The sequence below is a fragment of the Burkholderia sp. MS389 genome (assembly GCF_016899425.1).
GTDB lineage: Bacteria > Pseudomonadota > Gammaproteobacteria > Burkholderiales > Burkholderiaceae > Burkholderia > Burkholderia sola.
In genome coordinates, this window is the sequence record NZ_CP045994.1 from 507025 (window position 1) to 525164 (window position 18140).

Consider the following 18140-nt stretch of genomic DNA (forward strand, 5'->3'; position numbering starts at 1 on the left):
TGAAGTTCTGTCCCTTTTGTGCTCAAGTGATGCGGAAATTGGGAGTGTGTGACGAAGTGAAGGAATGAGTGATCATTGGGGGTGAATGAGATTGAGTCGCTTGAGGCGAATGGACTAGAAAATAATGTTTCATTCGATAAAATCAAGAATCATTACGCAAAGTTTATGCTTGATCTCATTCGCTGCTCTTGCGATCTGTGTGGTAAGCCTCGTCGGTAAAGTCGGAGAGATATTCGTCGAGGCACTGCATCCGTATGGCAATCAAAAGAATCCGGATTTTCCCATTGATCGTGATGCCTTTGATATTGATCGAAAACAATACTGGCAAGATCGAGTGGCAGAGGCGAACGTCTCAAAAAATGGGGGGATGCGATCTGTGATTCCATCAACAGTCGAGCGGTATCTGGCTGGATCTACTGGCGACATCGCTAGGAGTGATCCGAGAACAGCCATGAGGACACTTCAGGACCTCGGCGTTGCTTCAGATACTGATTTTGGACAGTTCTATCTCAAGTATCAGGGGAGCTTTATAAGCCCGCGACCTGTTGCGGAGTTGCTTGATGTCGAGGGGCCATCTATTCCCGCAATCCCGGATCAAACGGAATATGTTAGGAATCTGTACGGTATTCCAGAAGAGTATTTGGCTTTAACGTCGGATGAAGGCGAGGGAATGTACCTGTACGGCAAGGACGATGGTGCCGTCTACGACCTTGATATTTCCGTGCTAAATGATTTTATAAAAGGGAAGATCCCGGCCCGCTGGGCTACATTTAACGATTTCTTGATTTGGTATTTTGAATTGTCGGTGTAGGAAAAAGGGTCGCGCGAGCGGCCCTTGGCGTTATTTAGGGGCGAAATTGTTGCCACACGGCTGGTCTCACTTTGATTGATAAGGTCAGCTGAAGCGCATCGCCAGGAACGGTTTGCCTACGATCCGGTCGGCAATCTCGTGCGTGAACATCACGCCTACGATCTGTTCGGCGACCGGCGCAGCCACGTGTGGCATCACGAATACGACGAACTCGGCAATCGGCGGCGCACGGTTCGGCCGGATGGGCACGTGGTCGACTGGTTGATGTATGGGTCGGGGCATGTGCACGGAATGTTGCTCGATGGCGAGGAGCGCGTGCAGTTCGAGCGTGACGATCTTCATCGCGAGACGGTGCGCGTGCTGTCGAGCAAGGTCGGGCAGCGCACGCACTACGATCCGGCCGGACGCGTGCTGCAGCAGACGATCCAGCGGTCGACGTCACCCGCGCCGCTTGCCGAGCGGCGGTATCGCTATGACGCGATGGGGCAGTTGTCGCGAATCGAGGACAGCCGCAAGGGCGGGACCGACTATCGATACGATCCGGTCGGACGGTTGATCGAAGCGATCAGTCCCATCGCGAAGGAACGGTTTGCATTCGATCCGGCGAGCAACATCATCGATCCGGTGCGGACCGCGGAGACGCCGGCATCGCGTCCGAGCCCGGTGCGGCCGGAAAGTACGTTGCCGGTCGAGGTGCCGAAGGTGCTCGGTAACCTGCTGAAGGCGTATGCAGGGATGCACTTCGAGTACGACGCACGTGGGAATCTGGTGCGCAAGCGTACGCCGGCGGGTGAGCAGGAATACGAGTGGGATGAGTTCAATCGCATGCTGTCTGCGCGCGTTGCCGAGACGTCGCGGCAGAGTCAGGCACGGTATTTCTATGACGCGTTCGGTCGGCGTATTGCGAAGGAGGTGAACGGCGAGCGGACGGTGTTCGGGTGGGATGGTGACACGCTGGCGTACGAGAGTGATGGCGAGCGCGGCACGCATTATCTTTACGAGCCTGGGACGTTCGTGCCGCTGGCGCAGTATGTGGCGGGGCCGGTTGAGGGGATCGCGACGCCGGTATGGACGAGTACCGACCGCTATGTGCCGGAGGAGGATCCGCTGCAGAAGGTGCCGGAGCGGCGGGGCGATGCGGCGGTGTTCTATTACCACTGCGATCAGATTGGTACGCCGCAGCTTCTAACGGACGATGATGGCGATGTGGTTTGGGAAGCGTCGTACAAGGCTTGGGGCGAAGCGCGGGAAGTGATTGCGCGGGCGTCGAAGGCGGCGGGGATTGTGGCGAAGAACTCGCTACGGTTTCAGGGGCAGCAGGTTGATGCGGAAACGGGGCTGCATTACAACCGGCATCGGTACTATGATCCTGCGTTCGGACGGTTTACGTCGGCGGATCCAATTGGGCTAACGGGTGGCTCAAACGGATATGAATATTCAGCCAATCCGGTCGACAGCATAGACCCTCGCGGTCTAACAGCAGACCGACTTGGGCGAAACCTCGCTCGAGCAGGTAGACCTCTTCAACCAGGCCAAACGCCACACCACATCGTTCAGGAGAATTGCCGCAAGAGCTTGCCAAATAGCCACGTGCAAAAGTCACGCGAAATTTTGGAGCGGAGTGATATTGATATCGACTCAGCTTCGAATGGCGCTCGTTTGTGGGGTACTGGTAACGCTCAAGTACAGGTGCCGGGGCACCCAGGACGAGTTGCTGCGCGGGCTGACGGTACTTACCACGCTGGCGCTCACGTCCACGGCACCGATAATGATAAGTTGATATATCAAGTGCTTAAGGGTGTGGAGAAGAGGGGGGGCAATGTTGAAAATGCTCTCCGTGATATTGGACAACGAATGGAAAACGGCAGTTGGAAAGGCACGTTCAGTTGCTGTTGTGATTAGGAGGGTGACGAAATGCTATTGGAAGAGCCAATTGTCGAGAATATGCTGGCTACGCTTCGGCAGGAGTTTGAGTCGTTCGACACGACGAACCTCTACAATCGATATCGTGAGATCAGAGATTCGGTAGACGATTGGAGGTTTTCGTCGGGCGATTATTTTTCGTGTCTTCCATATGAAGAGCAGCGACAGGGCTTCTCCGCGCCGAAGTTGCTTAAGAAACGCTATGAAAGCGTTGACGAAGCACGCTGGCTTGGGAAATACAGTGCGGGCTTCCGGGCTGGAAAGCATGTTGTGACAGTCATGCCAGGTCAAAAGACCGTGCGAGCGCTTAGTGCAGATTTGTACCGCGAAGACGATGGTGTAATCGATGTATGTAGCATCACGTACAAGGGAATTGACCATCCCGAGAAGGTGACGTCTCGTGTGATCGGTATTGCGCGGATGAAACCGCTCGATGAGTCGAACAAGGTGTACGTTGCTGTCGGCGAGAGCGGGGCATTCGCGGTTTATCGTTACACATACTCTGCTGACGGAAAGCCGCTGACTGCGCTGGCGTTTTCGAAAGGATGGACGCGCGAATCTCAGTGGGACTTCCATTACGACTCGTCCGGCGAGTTGGATCAAATTACAGCAGGGCCGGCGACACTTTGGACACGCGCGTAGCGGCGCTTGTCGAGAGCGCAATTTGCATCTTTCTTTCCTCGTGTGCGTCTTTCGCGATCCACCTCCCTCCGCATGGCGGGAGGGCTGGCATCGCTCACGCTCGTCGTACCCATGACCGCCAGGCTGGATCGCCTCGGATAACGGTAACGGGGATCATTGCGCGGGAGGCAACCGTCGAGCCCTTAGCGATGCGCATCGAAGATGCTCGACCGACAGCGACCACCGACCCGGCTTCGCGTATCCGAAATGGGCATAATCGCGGCTCCCCTGACGCGAGCGCTACGACGACGCAGGCACCTTCGGAGCCTGTGACATCACAGCTCCTGTATTGACTTCAGTCCAGTTATAACCGCAATACCCATGTCGACAACCTCCGCGACGACCGCGTCGCTGAAACACATTCTCGAACACCCCGGTGACTTTTCCGGGTGGCTCTGTCTGCCGCCGATGCCATGGACGCTCGCTACAGAAGGCGTGTTCATCGAAGACGCGGAACATGCCGAAACCGCCACACCACCCACAACCGTAGCGCAGCCCGACTGGTGCGTCACACTACCGAGCGCGACGATCGAAGACATCGTGATCAACGCACATGACCAGGTCGACGAACCCAGCGTCGCGCAATTGCTCGACGCATTCGTGTTCTACGTCGACAACGAAGAATTCATTCTGCTCTGACGACGCACACCACGCGTCACAGTAAAAAAGGACTGCCAAGCGGTAATGCCGTTCAGTTCTTAACTGAACGGCATTACCGTACGCGATCCTTTTTCCATGAAGCGGCGTCGAAAAACACGCGCTTGTTACGGCAACGAAATCGTCAAATTAGCCGACTCCGGCCCCACCTTGATGACTTGCGAATAAGGCGCCAACGCCTGCAGCGTCTTGTCCTTGAGATAAGTATTGAGCCCGAGATACCCAAGCAGCGCCACAAGCGCGAACACCGCCCCAATCGCCCAAACCGGCACCTCCCGCTTCAACCGATGCGCGATCTGATCCGGCAGCGGCCAATGCGGAGCAAACGCAGCGCGCTTGCCCTTCATATGCGCGATCTCGTCGCCTAGCCGTGCGGTGAGATAAGCGAGCTTTTCCGGCCCCTCGAGCAGATACTTGCCTTGGAACCCGAGCAGCAGGCACATGTGAAACACCTCGAGCGACTGCAACCGCGCCGCGCCCTGCGCACGACATTCCTCGAGATACTGGAAGAACTTTTCCCCCGCGAGCTGCTCGCCGAACAGCACGAGCTGCAGCGGCCGGCGTTCCCAGTCCGCGCGGATCTTGAACTGCGACGACAGCACCATCTCGTCGATCGCCGCGCAGAACGCGAACTTCGCGCCGTACACGTCCTCGGCGGCGATATTCAGCTTCTTCGCGCCGCGCTCGAAATCCGACAGGAATTCCTGGATTCGCGTGCTGAACTCGCTGGCGCTGTCCGGCTCCCGCTTGTTCTTGAGCAGGAACAGCATGAAGAACCCGTCGTACAGCAGATCGAGCAGCGAACGGGCCTGGAACGCGGAGTCCGTCGACGCCGGGCTATGCAGGGGCGGCGGCACGTTGTCGCCGAACAGGGAAGGCGCGTAGCTCATGATGTGACCGCGATCAGTTCGAATTTCAGGTCATTGATGCCAGTCGGCGCATAGATCATCGCGGACTGGGCCTGCAGCATGCGCTCGTACAGCGGGCTGCGCGAATCGAGCGCGAAGTAGCACGCGCCGGGGCGCACCGGAATCGCGGGCGGCACCTGCGGCGTGTACGACAGCCGCACGCCCGGCATCGCCGACAGCACGAGCTTGTCGACGTCGTCGGGCGCGCCGACCTTGAAGCGGGCCGGCACCGCGTCGACGAGCTCGACGCTCGGCATGTCCGCGGACACCGCGAGGTAGAACTCTGTCTTGTCGTCGATCTTGCCGGAATCGAGGCGGCCGAGGTGGAACGACGGGCGCACCTCGTCGAGCGTGATCGCGAAATAGCGCGTCGAGATCACGGTGTCGAGCAGTTCGCGCAGCATCAGGTCGAGACGCGCGAAGCTCGGGCCCGGATCGTCATGGCGATACACGGGCAGGTCGGTGAGCGTATAGCCCTTCGAGAACGTCATCAGCTGGCCCGCGAGGCGCAGCAGTTCCTGGAACAGCCGTTCCGGATGCAGCGCCGCGTGCTGGTGCAGGTGCGCGAGCGTCGCGAATGCGGCGTTCGCCGTGTGCAGCAGCCAGAACGACGCGATGTCGCCCGAGCGGAATTCGATGATGTTCTTCGACGGCTCGCGGTGGAAGCCGTACAGCGCGTTCACCTTCGCCTGCAGCGCGTCGACCAGCTGGCGCAGCCGCTGATGCAGGATCGGCGACGCTTCGATCGCGAGGCACGGCGGCACGAAGCTGTCGTCGATCTCGAAGCCGGACGTCGCGGTGCGGCGCACGCGCACGAGCGGCACCGACAGCAACTGGTCGCGCGGCTCGCTGTGCGCGATCAGCTTGACCTGCGTCTTCAGGAACGTGATGTCGGCTTCCGCGGCGTCGGTGAAGTTGTCGGCGACGCTCGTCTGCTCGCTGACGAACCGCGTCATGAAGCCGGCGGCCGGATCGTCGCTGTAGTTGGTGCCGTTCTCGCGCAGCGGATGCAATGCGAGATAGAACACGAATTCGTTGATGCCGTCGGGCAACGTGTCCAGCGCGATCGGCGGCGGCAGGTCGTCGGCCTGCGGCGCGGCATACAGCGCGCCGTCCGGGAACACGAGCGCGAGTTCGGCTACCCGCAGCACGTTGCTGCCGAGCGCGTCGCGATCGATGCGCACCGAGCGCACGCCCCAGTTGTACGGCTGGATCGCCTGGATGGACTCGAACAGGCGCGCCTCGTGGTACGCGTCCTGCCGTTGAAAGTGTTGAGGCCGGAGGAACAGTCCTTCCCCCCACAGCACCTTGGCCGAATAACTCATGTCAAATCCGGTTAATGTGGCGTTGCGACGTAATCGATTTGTTCGTGCCCGAATTAAATCGCCAATTGTTAACTCTTGTTAATTGACATTCGTGCGTCATGTTTAACCGCAGGACACCGAGGACAGCATATTCAGCGGTTGCGAAGGCGCACCCTGTTGCGGTGCGATGACCGTGCCGTCGGTGACCGTCATCGCGCAATTATGCAGGCCGATGATTATGCCGGATTTCTCCGACTTCGCCGGATCGAACGTCAGTTTCCATCGTTGCAGTGCGGGATCGCGGAACAGCGCGACGATACCGAATGCCTGCGCCTCGCGCGATACCTTCTCGGTCGCCGTATAGCGCTGGCCCGGAATCAGCGTGATTTCGCGCACGTTCAGCAGATCGGCGCCGAGTGCGGCTTTTTCCTTGGTCGGATCGGTAAAGGCGTCGAACGGCGCCTGCTGGAACGAGGTCGGGTCCTTCAGCGCATAGAGCCGGACGACGAGCGCGAGCGGCTTGCGGTCGGTCGCGGCATTCAGGTTCGGCGCGGCGGCCAGCGTGAGCCCGATGTTGCGCGGCGGCTTCTGCGCGTCGGGCACCTCGGGCTTGCCGATGCCGGCCGCGGACATCACGGCGCTCGCGGCCGAGCCGAGCAGCGGGGCGGCCGCGCATCCGGCCAGGAGGGCGCACGCAAGCAGCGGCAGCGCGTAGCGAATCATGGACGATCTCATCGTTTTTCCGGCGTGCCGCCTTTATCCCTGTCAAAACTGCCGGGCATTGCCGCGTGCGCTGCGTATCCCCGACGTTGCATCGTTCAACTATTAAGCACGCCCGCGTCGTGGCAAGCGCCCGGAAATTTTTTCCGCCGCCCCGGCGGCGCGTCGTGCGATCAGTAAAACTTGCGCGCTCCAGCCCGAGGAAAAACCGCTGCGAGCCCGCAGCGAGAGGCCATTCGAGGGGGTAGCGCCCGGTTTTAAAAGGAATTACTCTTCACACGACGATTGAATTATGAAAAATTGATCGGTACTATACCCGCGCGCTTCTTGCAAAGCAAAAGAACCAGATTCTCAACGATTTAAAACTCACGCGCCGGTGGATATAACGATGAAAGACCGTCTGTTCGCAAAACTGTCTGGGGTGGTGGTGGCTTGCGGCGTGATCGCCGGCTGTGCGAGCCAGCCGTCCGCGCCGCCGACTGCGGAAGTGTTCAACAAGTCGCTGGCCGATGCAGACGCCGTCGCGAAGGCGGGGGATCAGGACAAGGCGCTGGGCCTGTACCAGCAGCTCGCGAAGTCGGATCCGACGCGCGAGGAGCCGTGGTCGCGCATCGCGCAAATCCAGTTCGCACAAAACCATTACGGGCAGGCGATCGTCGCCGCCCAGGAAGCGCTGCAGCGCGACGCGACCGATCGTCAGGCGAAGAGCGTGCTGGCCGTCGCCGGCCTGCGGATCGCGACGCAGTCGCTCGGCGAGCTGCGCCAGGATGCGTCGCTCGCGGGCGACGCGAAGTCCGACGCGCAGGCGCTCGCGAAGCAGCTGCGCGACACGCTCGGCGAGTCGGCGCTGTTCCCGCCGGAGCAGCGGGCGCAGTCGAAGAAGTACGGCGGCCGCCGTGCGGTTCATCGTGCGAAGGCGGGGGCCGCACCGGCCACGGACACGGCCGCGAGCGCCGCCCCGACGCCGACCCCGACGCCGCCCGCCGCGCAAAAGGGCAGCGCGGATCCGTTCGGCGCACTGCGCAACTGAAACCGCAACTGACGCGATAACCACAACTAACCTGGGAGCCGTCGAGATGGCCAAGAAAGAAAGCATTCAGAAAAGCTTGCAGAAAATACGGCCGCCGCGCGTCCAGCTGACCTACGAGGTCGAGAAGGGCGATGCGATCGAGGTGAAGGAACTGCCGTTCGTCGTCGGGGTCGTCGGCGATCTGGCGGGCCAGTCCGAAATCGAGCAGCCGAAGCTGCGCGACCGCAAGTTCGTCAACATCGACCGCGACAATTTCGACGACGTGATGAAGGCGATCGAACCGCGTGCCGCGTTCCAGGTGGAAAACCGCCTGAGCCCGGAAGGCGGCAAGTTCGCGGTCGACCTGAAGTTCCGCTCGCTGTCGGATTTCAGCCCGGACGAAGTCGTCGAACAGGTCGAGCCGTTGCGCCGCCTGCTCGAGGCGCGTTCGAAGCTCGCCGACCTGCGCAACAAGCTCGCCGGCAACGACAAGCTCGAGGATCTGCTGTCCGAGGTGCTGAAGAACACGCAGCAGCTGCAGGAGCTCGCGAAGGGCACGGGCGGCGACAAAGACGGCGAATGACGACGGAGTATTGAGATGAACCAGCAAACGGCTGCGGCCCAAGCGAGCGGCGCGGAATACGCCGCCGGGACCTCGCTGCTCGACGACATCGTCGAGAAGAGCAAGGTCGCGAAATCCGATTCCGAGCATGCGCGTGCGAAGGACCTGATCGGCGAACTCGTGCACCAGGTGCTCGACGGCACGGTGATCGTGTCGGACAACCTGTCGGCCACGATCGACGCGCGCGTCGCGGAACTCGACCGCCTGATTTCCACGCAGCTTTCCGCCGTGATGCACGCGCCGGAATTCCAGCGCCTCGAAAGCACGTGGCGCGGAATGGATTATCTGGTCAAGGAAAGCAACACGGGCCAGACGATCAAGATCAAGGCGCTGCACGCGCCGAAGCGCGACCTCGTGCGCGACTTCAAGGGCGCGAGCGAGTTCGACCAGAGCGCGCTGTTCAAGAAAGTCTACGAAGAGGAATTCGGCACGTTCGGCGGCTCGCCGTTCGGTGCGCTGATCGGCGATTACGAGATCTCGCGTCAGCCCGAAGACATGTACTTCATCGAGCAGATGTCGCACGTCGCCGCGGCCGCGCATGCGCCGTTCATCGCGTCGGCGTCGCCGGAGCTGCTCGGCCTCGAGTCGTTCTCCGACCTCGGCAAGCCGCGCGACCTCGGCAAGGTGTTCGACACCGTCGAATACGCGAAGTGGAAGTCGTTCCGCGACGCGGAGGATTCGCGCTACGTCGGCCTGACGCTGCCGCGCTTCCTCGGCCGCCTGCCGTTCAATCCGAAGGACGGCCAGACCGCGGAGAACTTCAACTTCGTCGAGGACGTCGACGGCACCGATCACGACAAGTACCTGTGGTGCAACGCGGCATGGGCCTTCGCGGCCCGCCTGACGGCCGCGTTCGACGACTTCGGCTGGTGCGCGGCGATCCGCGGCGTCGAAGGCGGCGGCCTCGTCGAGGATTTGCCGACCCACACGTTCAAGACCGACGACGGTGAAGTCGCGCTGAAGTGCCCGACCGAAATCGCGATCACCGATCGCCGCGAGAAGGAGCTGAGCGACCTCGGCTTCATCCCGCTCGTCCATTGCAAGAACTCAGATTACGCCGCGTTCTTCGCTGCGCAGTCGGTGCAGAAGCCGAAGAAATACAGCACCGACAGCGCGAATGCGAACGCCGTCCTGTCCGCCCAGCTTCAGTACATCTTCTCGGTATCGCGCGTCGCGCACTACCTGAAGGCGATGATGCGGGACAAGATCGGCAGCTTCGCATCGGCGCAGAACGTGGAGACTTTCCTCAACCGGTGGATTTCGCAATACGTCCTGCTCGACGACAACGCCTCGCAGGAACAGAAAGCGCAATTTCCGCTGCGCGAGGCATCCATACAAGTGTCGGAGATTCCGGGCAAGCCGGGCTCGTATCGTTCGGTCGCGTTCCTGCGCCCGCACTTTCAGCTCGACGAACTCTCGATTTCTCTGCGACTTGTCGCTGATCTGCCCAAACCGGCAAATTCATAAGCGAGTAAATCGCCCGGGCGGGCCGCCTGGGTAGGACGTTAAAACCACCTCTTTGGGGAGTCGAAGGGCCATGTTACATATGCACTTGCAGTTTGGTAGTCCCGCGGTGAAGGGCGAATCCGCGGACAAGGACCACCAGGGCTGGATCGAACTGAAATCGTGGGATCACTCGATCGTTCAGCCGCGTTCGGCAACCGCATCGACCGCTGGCGGTCACACGATGACGCGTTGCGAGCACGGCGACATGATCTTCACGAAGGAAATCGATTCGTCGAGCCCGCTGCTGTACCAGCACGCTTCGGGCGGTACCACGTTCGACGAAGTGACGGTCCATTTCTCGCGCGCGGACGGTGAAGGCAAGCGCGTGCAGTATCTGGAAGTCAAGCTCAAGTACGTGATCATCTCGAGCATCGCCCCGAGCGTTCGCGAGGAAGGTCTGCCCCTCGAGACGTTCTCGCTGAAGTACGCAGCCGTGCAGTGGAAGCAAACCCAGCAGAAGATCGGCGGCAACCAGGGCGGCAACACGCAAGGCGCCTGGAGCCTGACGAAGAACGACAAGACCTACGCGGTCTAAGGTCGGTTGCGGCAACGGGGCGCTTCGCGTCCCGTTGCCGTTTTCGCTGTCCACCCCGGCCGATGAAACGATTCGAACCCAGTTTTCTCGACAAGCTGTTCGACGACGAACCGCACCTGCCGGCCTCGGCAGCGATGCGGCAATTGTCGCTGGAAGAGCTGAAGAACACGGTCGCCCGCGACGTCGAGGCGATCCTCAACACCCGTATCGCCCACACCGAGAACGAGCTGGCCACGCTGCCGGAATGCCAGAAATCGGTGCTGACCTACGGGCTGAACGATTTCGCGGGGCTGAGCCTCGCGAGCCACTACGATCGCGCATTCATCTGCAAGTCGATCCAGCAGGCGATCGCGCGCCATGAGCCGCGCCTGCAGCAGGTGCAGGTGACGTTCGAGCTGAACGAGCAGGCCACCAACGCGCTCTACTTCGCGATCCAGGCGCTGCTCGTCGTACACCCGGCCGAGGAGCCGGTGAGTTTCGACGCGATGCTGCAACCGTCGACGCTGCAATACTCGGTCACGCGCGCACGCGCGGCGCGAATGCAGTAAATCAAGCCGCCGAGCGGGCCGGACCGCCCGGTGGTCAATCAGGTCCGGCAGAAATATTGAGGTTCGGGGTCGTCGATGGAAGAATTGCTGCCGTATTACGAACGCGAATTATCGTTTTTGCGGCGCTATTCGCGCGATTTCGCCGAACGCTATCCGAAGATCGCCGCGCGTCTCGCGGTGTCGGGCGAGCACTGCGAGGATCCGCACGTCGAGCGGATGATCGAGTCGTTCGCGCTGCTCGGCGCGCGCATCAACAAGAAGCTCGACGACGACTACCCGGAATTCACCGAAGCGCTGCTGGAAGTGCTGTATCCGCACTACCTGCGGCCCTTCCCGTCGTGCTCGATCGCGCAGTTCACGCCGGCTTCGCCCGGCCAGCAGACCGAGCCGGTCGTGATCGATCGCGGCACCGAGCTCAAGAGCCGCCCGATCCGCGGCGTGCAATGCCGGTTCCGCACCGCCTACGACGTGACGCTCGCGCCGATCCGCATCTCGGAGGCGCGCTATACGCCGGTCGCGCTCGCGCCGAGCGCGACGGTGCTGCCGTCGAACGCGACGGGCGTGATCTCGATCACGTTCGAATCGCTCGCCGCGCAGCTCGATCTCGGCGCGCTGAAGCTGTCGACGCTGCGCGCGCATCTGCACGGCGAGCAGTCGTTCGTCGCCGCGCTGACCGACTGCCTGTTCGTCAACGTGCTCGGCGCGTATGTCGAGCCGGAACGCAACGGCCGCTGGACCGCGCTGCGCAAGCTGCCGATCGCGCAGGCCGGCTTCGACGAGGACGACGCGCTGATCGACTATCCGGCGAAATCGCATCCCGCGTACCGGCTGCTCACCGAATACTTCGCGTTTCCCGACAAGTTCGATTTCGTCGACTTCGACCTCGCGGCGATCGCACGTGCATCGGGCCGCTGCCAGCGCGCGACGCTGCATCTCGTGCTGCAAGACGTGCGCAGCGATTCGCACGTCGCGCGCCTGCTGGAGTTGCTGACCGCAAGCCATTTCCGGCTGTTCTGCACGCCGATCGTCAACCTGTTCCGCCAGCACGGCGAGCCGATCCGCATCACGCACCGCGCGGTGTCGTATCCGGTGATCGCCGAGGCGCGGCGCGCATTCGCGTACGAGGTGTACTCGATCGATTCGGTGAAGCTCGTCCGGCAGCAGGCGCACGAGGAATCGGTGATCGAGTTCCGCCCGTTCTATTCGCTGCATCACGGCGAATCGGCGCGGATCGGCCATTACTGGTTCGCGCGTCGCAACGACTGGGTCGCGCAGAAGAGCCCCGGTTACGAAACCGAGATCTCGATCGTCGACATCGACTTCGAGCCGACGTCGCCGCAAACCGACACGCTGAGCCTCGACCTCACCTGCACGAACCGCGACCTGCCGGCGATGCTGGCGTTCGGCCTCGAAGGCGGCGACCTGTTCCAGGAAGGCGGCGCGCAGACGAGCGGCATCTCGATGCTGCGCCGCCCGACGCAGAGCGTGCGCTTCGAGCGCGGCCGCGCCGCGCACTGGCGGCTCGTGTCGCACCTCGCGCTCAATCACGTGTCGCTCGTCGCGCACGGCCTCGCGCCGCTGAAGGAAATGCTGACGCTGTACGACCTGCGACGCACGGCCGTGTCGATGCGCCAGATCGACGGCCTGGCCGGCGTCGAGCAGCGCGGCGCCGTGCAGTGGCTGCCCGGCAAGCCGTTCGCGACCTTCGTGCGCGGCATCGAGATCCGGCTGACGATCGACGAGGAACACTTCGTCGGCGCGAGCCTCGCGTCGTTCGTGCGCGTGCTCGACAGCTTCTTCGGGCTGTACGTCCACCTCAACAGTTTCGTTCAATTGGTCGTCGTGTCGAAGCGCACCGGCGAGGAGATCATCCGATGCAAGCCCCGAACCGGCGAATCGATCCTGGCGTAGTCGACGCGCTGCTCGACGAGCCGCATCGCTTCGAGTTCTTCCAGGCGGTGCGCGTGCTCGAAGGGCTGTTCGCGCGGCAGGCGTCGGATGCGCCCGGCGCGTGGCGGCAGGGCGACGTGGTCGCGCAGCGCATCGCATTCCGCAACACGCTGTCGCTCGGCTTCCCGCCGAGCGAGATCGAAGGCGCGCGCTCGTTCGACGGCGACGGCGCGCCGCTGAACTCGGACGAGCAGCGCGGCGCCGCGCTGGCCGCCGGCGAGCTCGGTCGCGTCGAGCTGACGCCCGCGTTCTTCGGGCTGCTCGGCGGGCAGGGCGCGCTGCCGCTGCACTACACCGAACAGATCGTCGCGCGCGAGCACCTGCGGCGCGACCACGCGGCGCGCGCGTTCTTCGACGTGTTCTCGAACCGCGCGACCGCGCTGTTCTATGCGGCGTGGAAGAAATACCGACTGCCGTTCCATTACGAACTCGACCGCGACGAGCGCTACCTGCCGCTGTTGCTCGCGATCGCGGGCGTGCCGAGCGACGAGGTGCGCGACAGTCTCGCGGCCGGCCCGGGCGGCGTGCTCGACGAAGCCGTGGCCGGCTACGCGCTCGCCGCGCGGCACCGGCCGATGTCGGCCGCCTACCTGCAACGCACGCTGTCCGATTACTTCCGCGTGCCGGTGAATATCGACCAGTTCGTCGGCAAGTGGTACGACGTGCCGCCCGACCAGCTGAGCGTGCTCGGCGAAGTCAACGCGGTGCTCGGTGCGACGGCGCTCGTCGGCGAGCGCGTGTGGCAGCGCGACATGCGCGCGCGGATCGTCGTCGGCCCGCTGTCCAAGCGCGACTACGAGGCGTTCCTGCCCGGCGGCGCGCACGCCGTCGCGCTCGAACGGATGCTGACGCTGCTCGCCGGCGTCACGCTCGAGTACGAGGTGAAGCTCGTGCTCAAGCGCACGGAAGTCGGCGCGAGCGTGCTCGGCGCGGGTTCGCGGCTCGGGTGGGACGCGTTCCTGTGCACGCGCGACGCGCTCGAGGACCGCTCGGACGCCCGCTACGAACTGCACGTGATTCACTGACCTAACAACAACACGCAATCGAACCTGAGATCGACGCCATGAGCACGCCTCTGAAGACCCTGATCACGAAACTGAACCCGCTGTGCCGCCACGCGACCGAGCGGGCGGCGAGCGCGTGCCTGGCGCGCGGCCATTACGAGGTCGATCTGGAACACCTGTTCCTCGCGTTGCTCGACGAAGCGACGGGCGACCTGCCGCTCGCCTTGCGCGCGAGCCGCGTCGATCCGCATGCGCTGCATGCCGATCTCGAACGCGAGCTCACGCGCCTGAAGACGGGCAACACGCGCACGCCGGTGTTCTCCGTGCACCTGATCGCGCTGTTCGAGCAGGCGTGGCTGATCGCGTCGCTCGATTCGCAGCTCGGCCGCATCCGGTCGGGGCATCTGCTGCTCGCGCTGCTGACCGCGCCGGATCTCGCGCAGTTCGCGCAGCGGATGTCGTCGCGGTTCGCGGAAATGAACGTGACGGACCTGAAGCACAAGTTCGACGAAATCATGGCCGGCTCGAGCGAAGCCGAGCCGCACCAGGCGGACGACGAGGGCAGCGACGCCGCGCCGGCCGCCGACGGCTTTGCACCCGCGGCCAGCCCGTCGAAGACGCCCGCGCTCGACACGTACACGACCAACCTCACGCAGCGCGCGCGCGACGGCAAGATCGACCCGGTGATCGGCCGCGAAGCCGAGATCCGCCAGGCGATCGACATTCTGATGCGCCGCCGCCAGAACAACCCGATCATGACCGGCGAGGCCGGCGTCGGCAAAACGGCAGTCGTCGAAGGGCTCGCGCTGCGGATCGCGGCCGACGACGTGCCGCCGCCGTTGCGCGGCGTCGCGTTGCACGTGCTCGACATGGGGCTGCTGCAGGCCGGCGCGAGCGTGAAGGGCGAGTTCGAGAACCGGCTGAAGAGCGTGATCGACGAGGTGAAGAAGAGTGCGCACCCGATCATCCTGTTCATCGACGAGGCGCACACGATCATCGGCGCGGGCGGCCAGGCCGGCCAGAACGACGCCGCGAACCTGCTGAAGCCGGCGCTCGCGCGCGGCGAGTTGCGCACGATCGCCGCGACGACGTGGAGCGAATACAAGAAGTACTTCGAGAAGGATGCGGCGCTCGCGCGGCGCTTTCAGGTCGTGAAGGTCGAGGAGCCGAGCGAGCCGCTGGCCGCCGCGATGCTGCGCGGGATGTCGGGCCTGATGGAGAAGCACTTCAACGTGCGGATTCTCGACGATGCGATCACCGAGGCCGTGCGCCTGTCGCACCGCTACATCAGCGGCCGCCAGCTGCCGGACAAGGCGATCAGCGTGCTCGACACCGCGTGCGCGAAGGTCGCGCTCGCGCACAGCGCGACGCCGGCCGCGATCGACGATACGAAGAAGCGCATCGAGCGCATCGATGCGGAAATCGCGTCGCTGGAGCGCGAGGCGGCGGGCGGCGCGGCGCACGACGAGCGGCTCGGCGAGCTGCGCGGCGCGCGCGAAACGGCGCTCGAACACCTGGCGAAGGACGAAGCACGCTATGAGGCCGAGCGCGTGATCGTCGCCGAGATCACCGAACTGCGCGACGCGCTCGACAAGGCGCGCGGACCGTCGGAAGACGGCGAACCCGTCGATGTGCCGGCCACGCGCGAGAAGTTGACCGAACGCGTCGCGGCGCTGCATGCGCTGCAAGGCGGCGAGCCGATGGTGCCGCTGCAGGTCGACGGCCACGTCGTCGCCGAGATCGTCGCCGCGTGGACGGGCATTCCGCTCGGCCGGATGGTGAAGGATGAAATCGACACCGTGCTGAACCTGCAGCCGCTGCTGACCGCGCGCGTGATCGGCCAGGACCATGCGCTGGAGGCGATCGCGCAGCGCGTGCGCACCGCGACCGCGAACCTCGAGGATCCGAACAAGCCGCGCGGCGTGTTCATGTTCGTCGGGCCGTCGGGCGTCGGCAAGACCGAGACGGCGCTGGCGCTGGCCGACATCCTGTACGGCGGCGAGCGCAAGATGGTCACGATCAACATGAGCGAGTACCAGGAAGCGCACAGCGTGTCGGGCCTGAAGGGCTCGCCGCCCGGCTACGTCGGTTACGGCGAGGGCGGCGTGCTGACCGAGGCCGTGCGCCGCAACCCGTATTCCGTCGTGTTGCTCGACGAGGTCGAGAAGGCGCACCCGGACGTGCTCGAGATGTTCTTCCAGGTGTTCGACAAGGGCACGATGGACGACGCGGAAGGGCGCGAGATCGACTTCCGCAACACGCTGATCATCCTGACGTCGAACGTCGGCTCGGCCGCGGTGATGCAGGCCTGCCTGAACAAGCCGGCCGAGGAATTGCCCGATCCGGACGCGCTCGCCGAGACGCTGCGTCCGCAGCTGTACAAGACCTTCAAGCCGGCGTTCCTTGGCCGGATGAAGGTCGTGCCGTACTACCCGATTTCCGACGACGTGCTGGCCGAGATCATCGAGCTGAAGCTCGAACGCATCCGCCGCCGGATCGAGGCGAACCACAAGGCCGCGTTCGAATGGGACGAATCGCTCGTCGACGCGGTGCTCGCGCGCTGCACCGAGGTCGATTCGGGCGCCCGCAACGTCGACCACATCCTGAACGGCACGCTGCTGCCGGAGATCGCGGGCCACGTGCTCGGCCGGATCGCCGACGGCGCGGCCATCGCGCGCATCGCGGTGCGTGCGGACGAGGCCGGCGAATTCGCGTACACCGTCGAATGAGCCCCGCGCGCGACATCTGATGCATCAACGGATTCACTGGACCATGCCGATCAATCTCCCCGAGCTGCTGACGCCGATCAGCGACGCGTCGCCCAGCGGCGACGACCTGCTGTTTTCGAACGAATTCGACGCGATCCAGGACGCGCGGCGCTACGACGACCCGACGCTCGACCAGGGCGAATGGGTGACCGAGATCAAGGAGGCCGACTGGGGCTTCGTCGTCGATCATGCGGGCGAGCTGCTGCGCACGCGCACGAAGGACCTGCGGCTCGCCGTATGGCTGACCGAGGCACTCGCGCTCGAGGACGGCATCACGGGCCTCACCGAAGGCTATGCGCTGCTCGAGGGTCTGTGCCGCGACTTCTGGGACACCTTCCACCCGCTGCCCGAGGACGACGACATCGAGCACCGGCTCGGCAACGTCGCATGGTTGTCCGGCCGCACGGCCGAGCTGCTGCGCGCGGTGCCGCTGACGGACGGCGCATCGAATGCGTTCAGCACGCTCGACTGGGAAGTCGCGCAGCACGTCGCGCAGTCGATCAAGCGCGATCCCGAGCACGCGGACGACATCGCGCGCGGCAAGCCGTCGATCGAGCAGATCGATGCGTCGCGGCGCGTGACGTCGATCGCGTTCTACACGGCGCTGCTGGCGAACCTGAAGGCGTTCGAATTCGCGCTCGATGCGTTCGAGGAGCGGCTCGTCGAGCGAGCGGGCGATTCGGCGCCGAGCTTCCGGCAGGCGCGCGACGCGTTCGAGACCGTGTACCGGCTCGCCGAGCGCTTTGCGCGCGAACAGGGCTATACGGGCAGCGCGCCGCAGACGCAGGCGGCGCCGCAGGCCCAGTCAGAACGCATCGAGCCGGTGTTCGGCCAGCCGATCCAGACCGAGGAGACTCACGTGCAGCAGCAGACCGCTTCGCGTCCTCCGGTGACGCAGATGATCGCCGGCATCCAGAACCGTGCGCAGGCCGTCGACCAGTTGCGTGCGGTGGCGCGCTATTTCCGTCAGACCGAGCCGCACAGCCCGGTCGCGTATCTCGCCGACAAGGCGGCCGAATGGGCCGACATGCCGCTGCACAAGTGGCTCGAGAGCGTCGTGAAGGACGACGGCTCGCTGTCGCACATTCGCGAGCTGCTGGGGGTGAGGCCCGACGAGCAGGCGTGAACGCACGACGGGCGGCGCATCGCTGCCACCGCCCGTCGTGTGCCGCGCCGCGCCGCTTCGCCGTTGAG

The 18140-nt window shown here is 63.7% G+C and carries 16 protein-coding genes; 13 read left to right on the plus strand and 3 right to left on the minus strand.

Going from position 1 to position 18140, the window contains the following annotated elements:
- The first annotated feature begins 169 nt into the window (after positions 1 to 169).
- From GJG85_RS02355 to GJG85_RS02370, 4 genes are all read left to right on the plus strand, one after another.
- Positions 170 to 811, plus strand: a complete 642-nt coding sequence (locus GJG85_RS02355; protein ID WP_143328866.1) for an SMI1/KNR4 family protein — start codon at positions 170 to 172, stop codon at positions 809 to 811.
- 138 nt (positions 812 to 949) lie between these two features.
- Entirely contained in the window at positions 950 to 2713 is a 1764-nt protein-coding gene (locus GJG85_RS02360) for an RHS repeat-associated core domain-containing protein (protein ID WP_321141491.1), read from the plus strand.
- A gap of 12 nt (positions 2714 to 2725) precedes the next feature.
- A complete protein-coding gene (locus tag GJG85_RS02365) occupies positions 2726 to 3376 on the plus strand; it encodes a hypothetical protein (RefSeq protein ID WP_050013107.1) in 651 nt (216 codons plus the stop codon).
- 360 nt (positions 3377 to 3736) lie between these two features.
- Positions 3737 to 4054, plus strand: coding sequence for a hypothetical protein (locus GJG85_RS02370; protein ID WP_050013106.1), 318 nt, complete (start codon positions 3737 to 3739; stop codon positions 4052 to 4054).
- A 125-nt stretch (positions 4055 to 4179) separates the two neighbouring features.
- Here GJG85_RS02370 and icmH read toward each other — a convergent pair whose 3' ends face one another.
- The 3 genes from icmH to tssJ form a co-directional block, all read right to left on the minus strand.
- Entirely contained in the window at positions 4180 to 4962 is a 783-nt protein-coding gene (gene icmH, locus GJG85_RS02375) for a type IVB secretion system protein IcmH/DotU (RefSeq protein WP_050013105.1), read from the minus strand.
- Entirely contained in the window at positions 4959 to 6305 is a 1347-nt protein-coding gene (gene tssK / locus GJG85_RS02380) for a type VI secretion system baseplate subunit TssK (RefSeq protein ID WP_089488117.1), read from the minus strand. Before tssK ends, icmH begins: the two co-directional genes overlap by 4 nt.
- Before the next feature lie 102 nt (positions 6306 to 6407).
- Complete coding sequence (gene tssJ, locus GJG85_RS02385) at positions 6408 to 7019, minus strand: type VI secretion system lipoprotein TssJ (protein WP_050013104.1); 612 nt, start codon at positions 7017 to 7019, stop codon at positions 6408 to 6410.
- A gap of 373 nt (positions 7020 to 7392) precedes the next feature.
- Here tssJ and GJG85_RS02390 point away from each other — a divergent pair, with 373 nt between their 5' ends.
- From GJG85_RS02390 to tssA, 9 genes are all read left to right on the plus strand, one after another.
- A complete protein-coding gene (locus GJG85_RS02390; RefSeq protein WP_050013103.1) occupies positions 7393 to 8034 on the plus strand; it encodes a tetratricopeptide repeat protein in 642 nt (213 codons plus the stop codon).
- A 46-nt stretch (positions 8035 to 8080) separates the two neighbouring features.
- On the plus strand, positions 8081 to 8596 hold the full coding sequence (gene tssB, locus GJG85_RS02395; RefSeq protein WP_006484395.1) for a type VI secretion system contractile sheath small subunit: 516 nt from the start codon (positions 8081 to 8083) through the stop codon (positions 8594 to 8596).
- Positions 8597 to 8611: 15 nt separating this feature from the next.
- A complete protein-coding gene (gene tssC, locus GJG85_RS02400) occupies positions 8612 to 10102 on the plus strand; it encodes a type VI secretion system contractile sheath large subunit (RefSeq protein ID WP_006477094.1) in 1491 nt (496 codons plus the stop codon).
- 70 nt (positions 10103 to 10172) lie between these two features.
- Positions 10173 to 10676 carry a type VI secretion system tube protein Hcp gene (locus GJG85_RS02405; protein ID WP_006477093.1) on the plus strand — a complete coding sequence of 168 codons (504 nt, stop codon included), beginning with the start codon at positions 10173 to 10175 and terminating at the stop codon, positions 10674 to 10676.
- 62 nt (positions 10677 to 10738) lie between these two features.
- Positions 10739 to 11224: a type VI secretion system baseplate subunit TssE gene (gene tssE / locus GJG85_RS02410; protein WP_089488119.1), complete on the plus strand. Its 486-nt coding sequence runs from the start codon at positions 10739 to 10741 to the stop codon at positions 11222 to 11224.
- A gap of 75 nt (positions 11225 to 11299) precedes the next feature.
- Positions 11300 to 13135: a type VI secretion system baseplate subunit TssF gene (gene tssF / locus GJG85_RS02415; protein WP_050013101.1), complete on the plus strand. Its 1836-nt coding sequence runs from the start codon at positions 11300 to 11302 to the stop codon at positions 13133 to 13135.
- On the plus strand, positions 13099 to 14199 hold the full coding sequence (tssG, locus tag GJG85_RS02420) for a type VI secretion system baseplate subunit TssG (RefSeq protein WP_050013100.1): 1101 nt from the start codon (positions 13099 to 13101) through the stop codon (positions 14197 to 14199). Before tssF ends, tssG begins: the two co-directional genes overlap by 37 nt.
- 38 nt (positions 14200 to 14237) lie before the next feature.
- Positions 14238 to 16907: a type VI secretion system ATPase TssH gene (gene tssH, locus GJG85_RS02425; RefSeq protein WP_204383634.1), complete on the plus strand. Its 2670-nt coding sequence runs from the start codon at positions 14238 to 14240 to the stop codon at positions 16905 to 16907.
- Between the two features lie 43 nt (positions 16908 to 16950).
- Complete coding sequence (gene tssA, locus GJG85_RS02430; RefSeq protein ID WP_204383637.1) at positions 16951 to 18072, plus strand: type VI secretion system protein TssA; 1122 nt, start codon at positions 16951 to 16953, stop codon at positions 18070 to 18072.
- Positions 18073 to 18140: the final 68 nt, after the last annotated feature.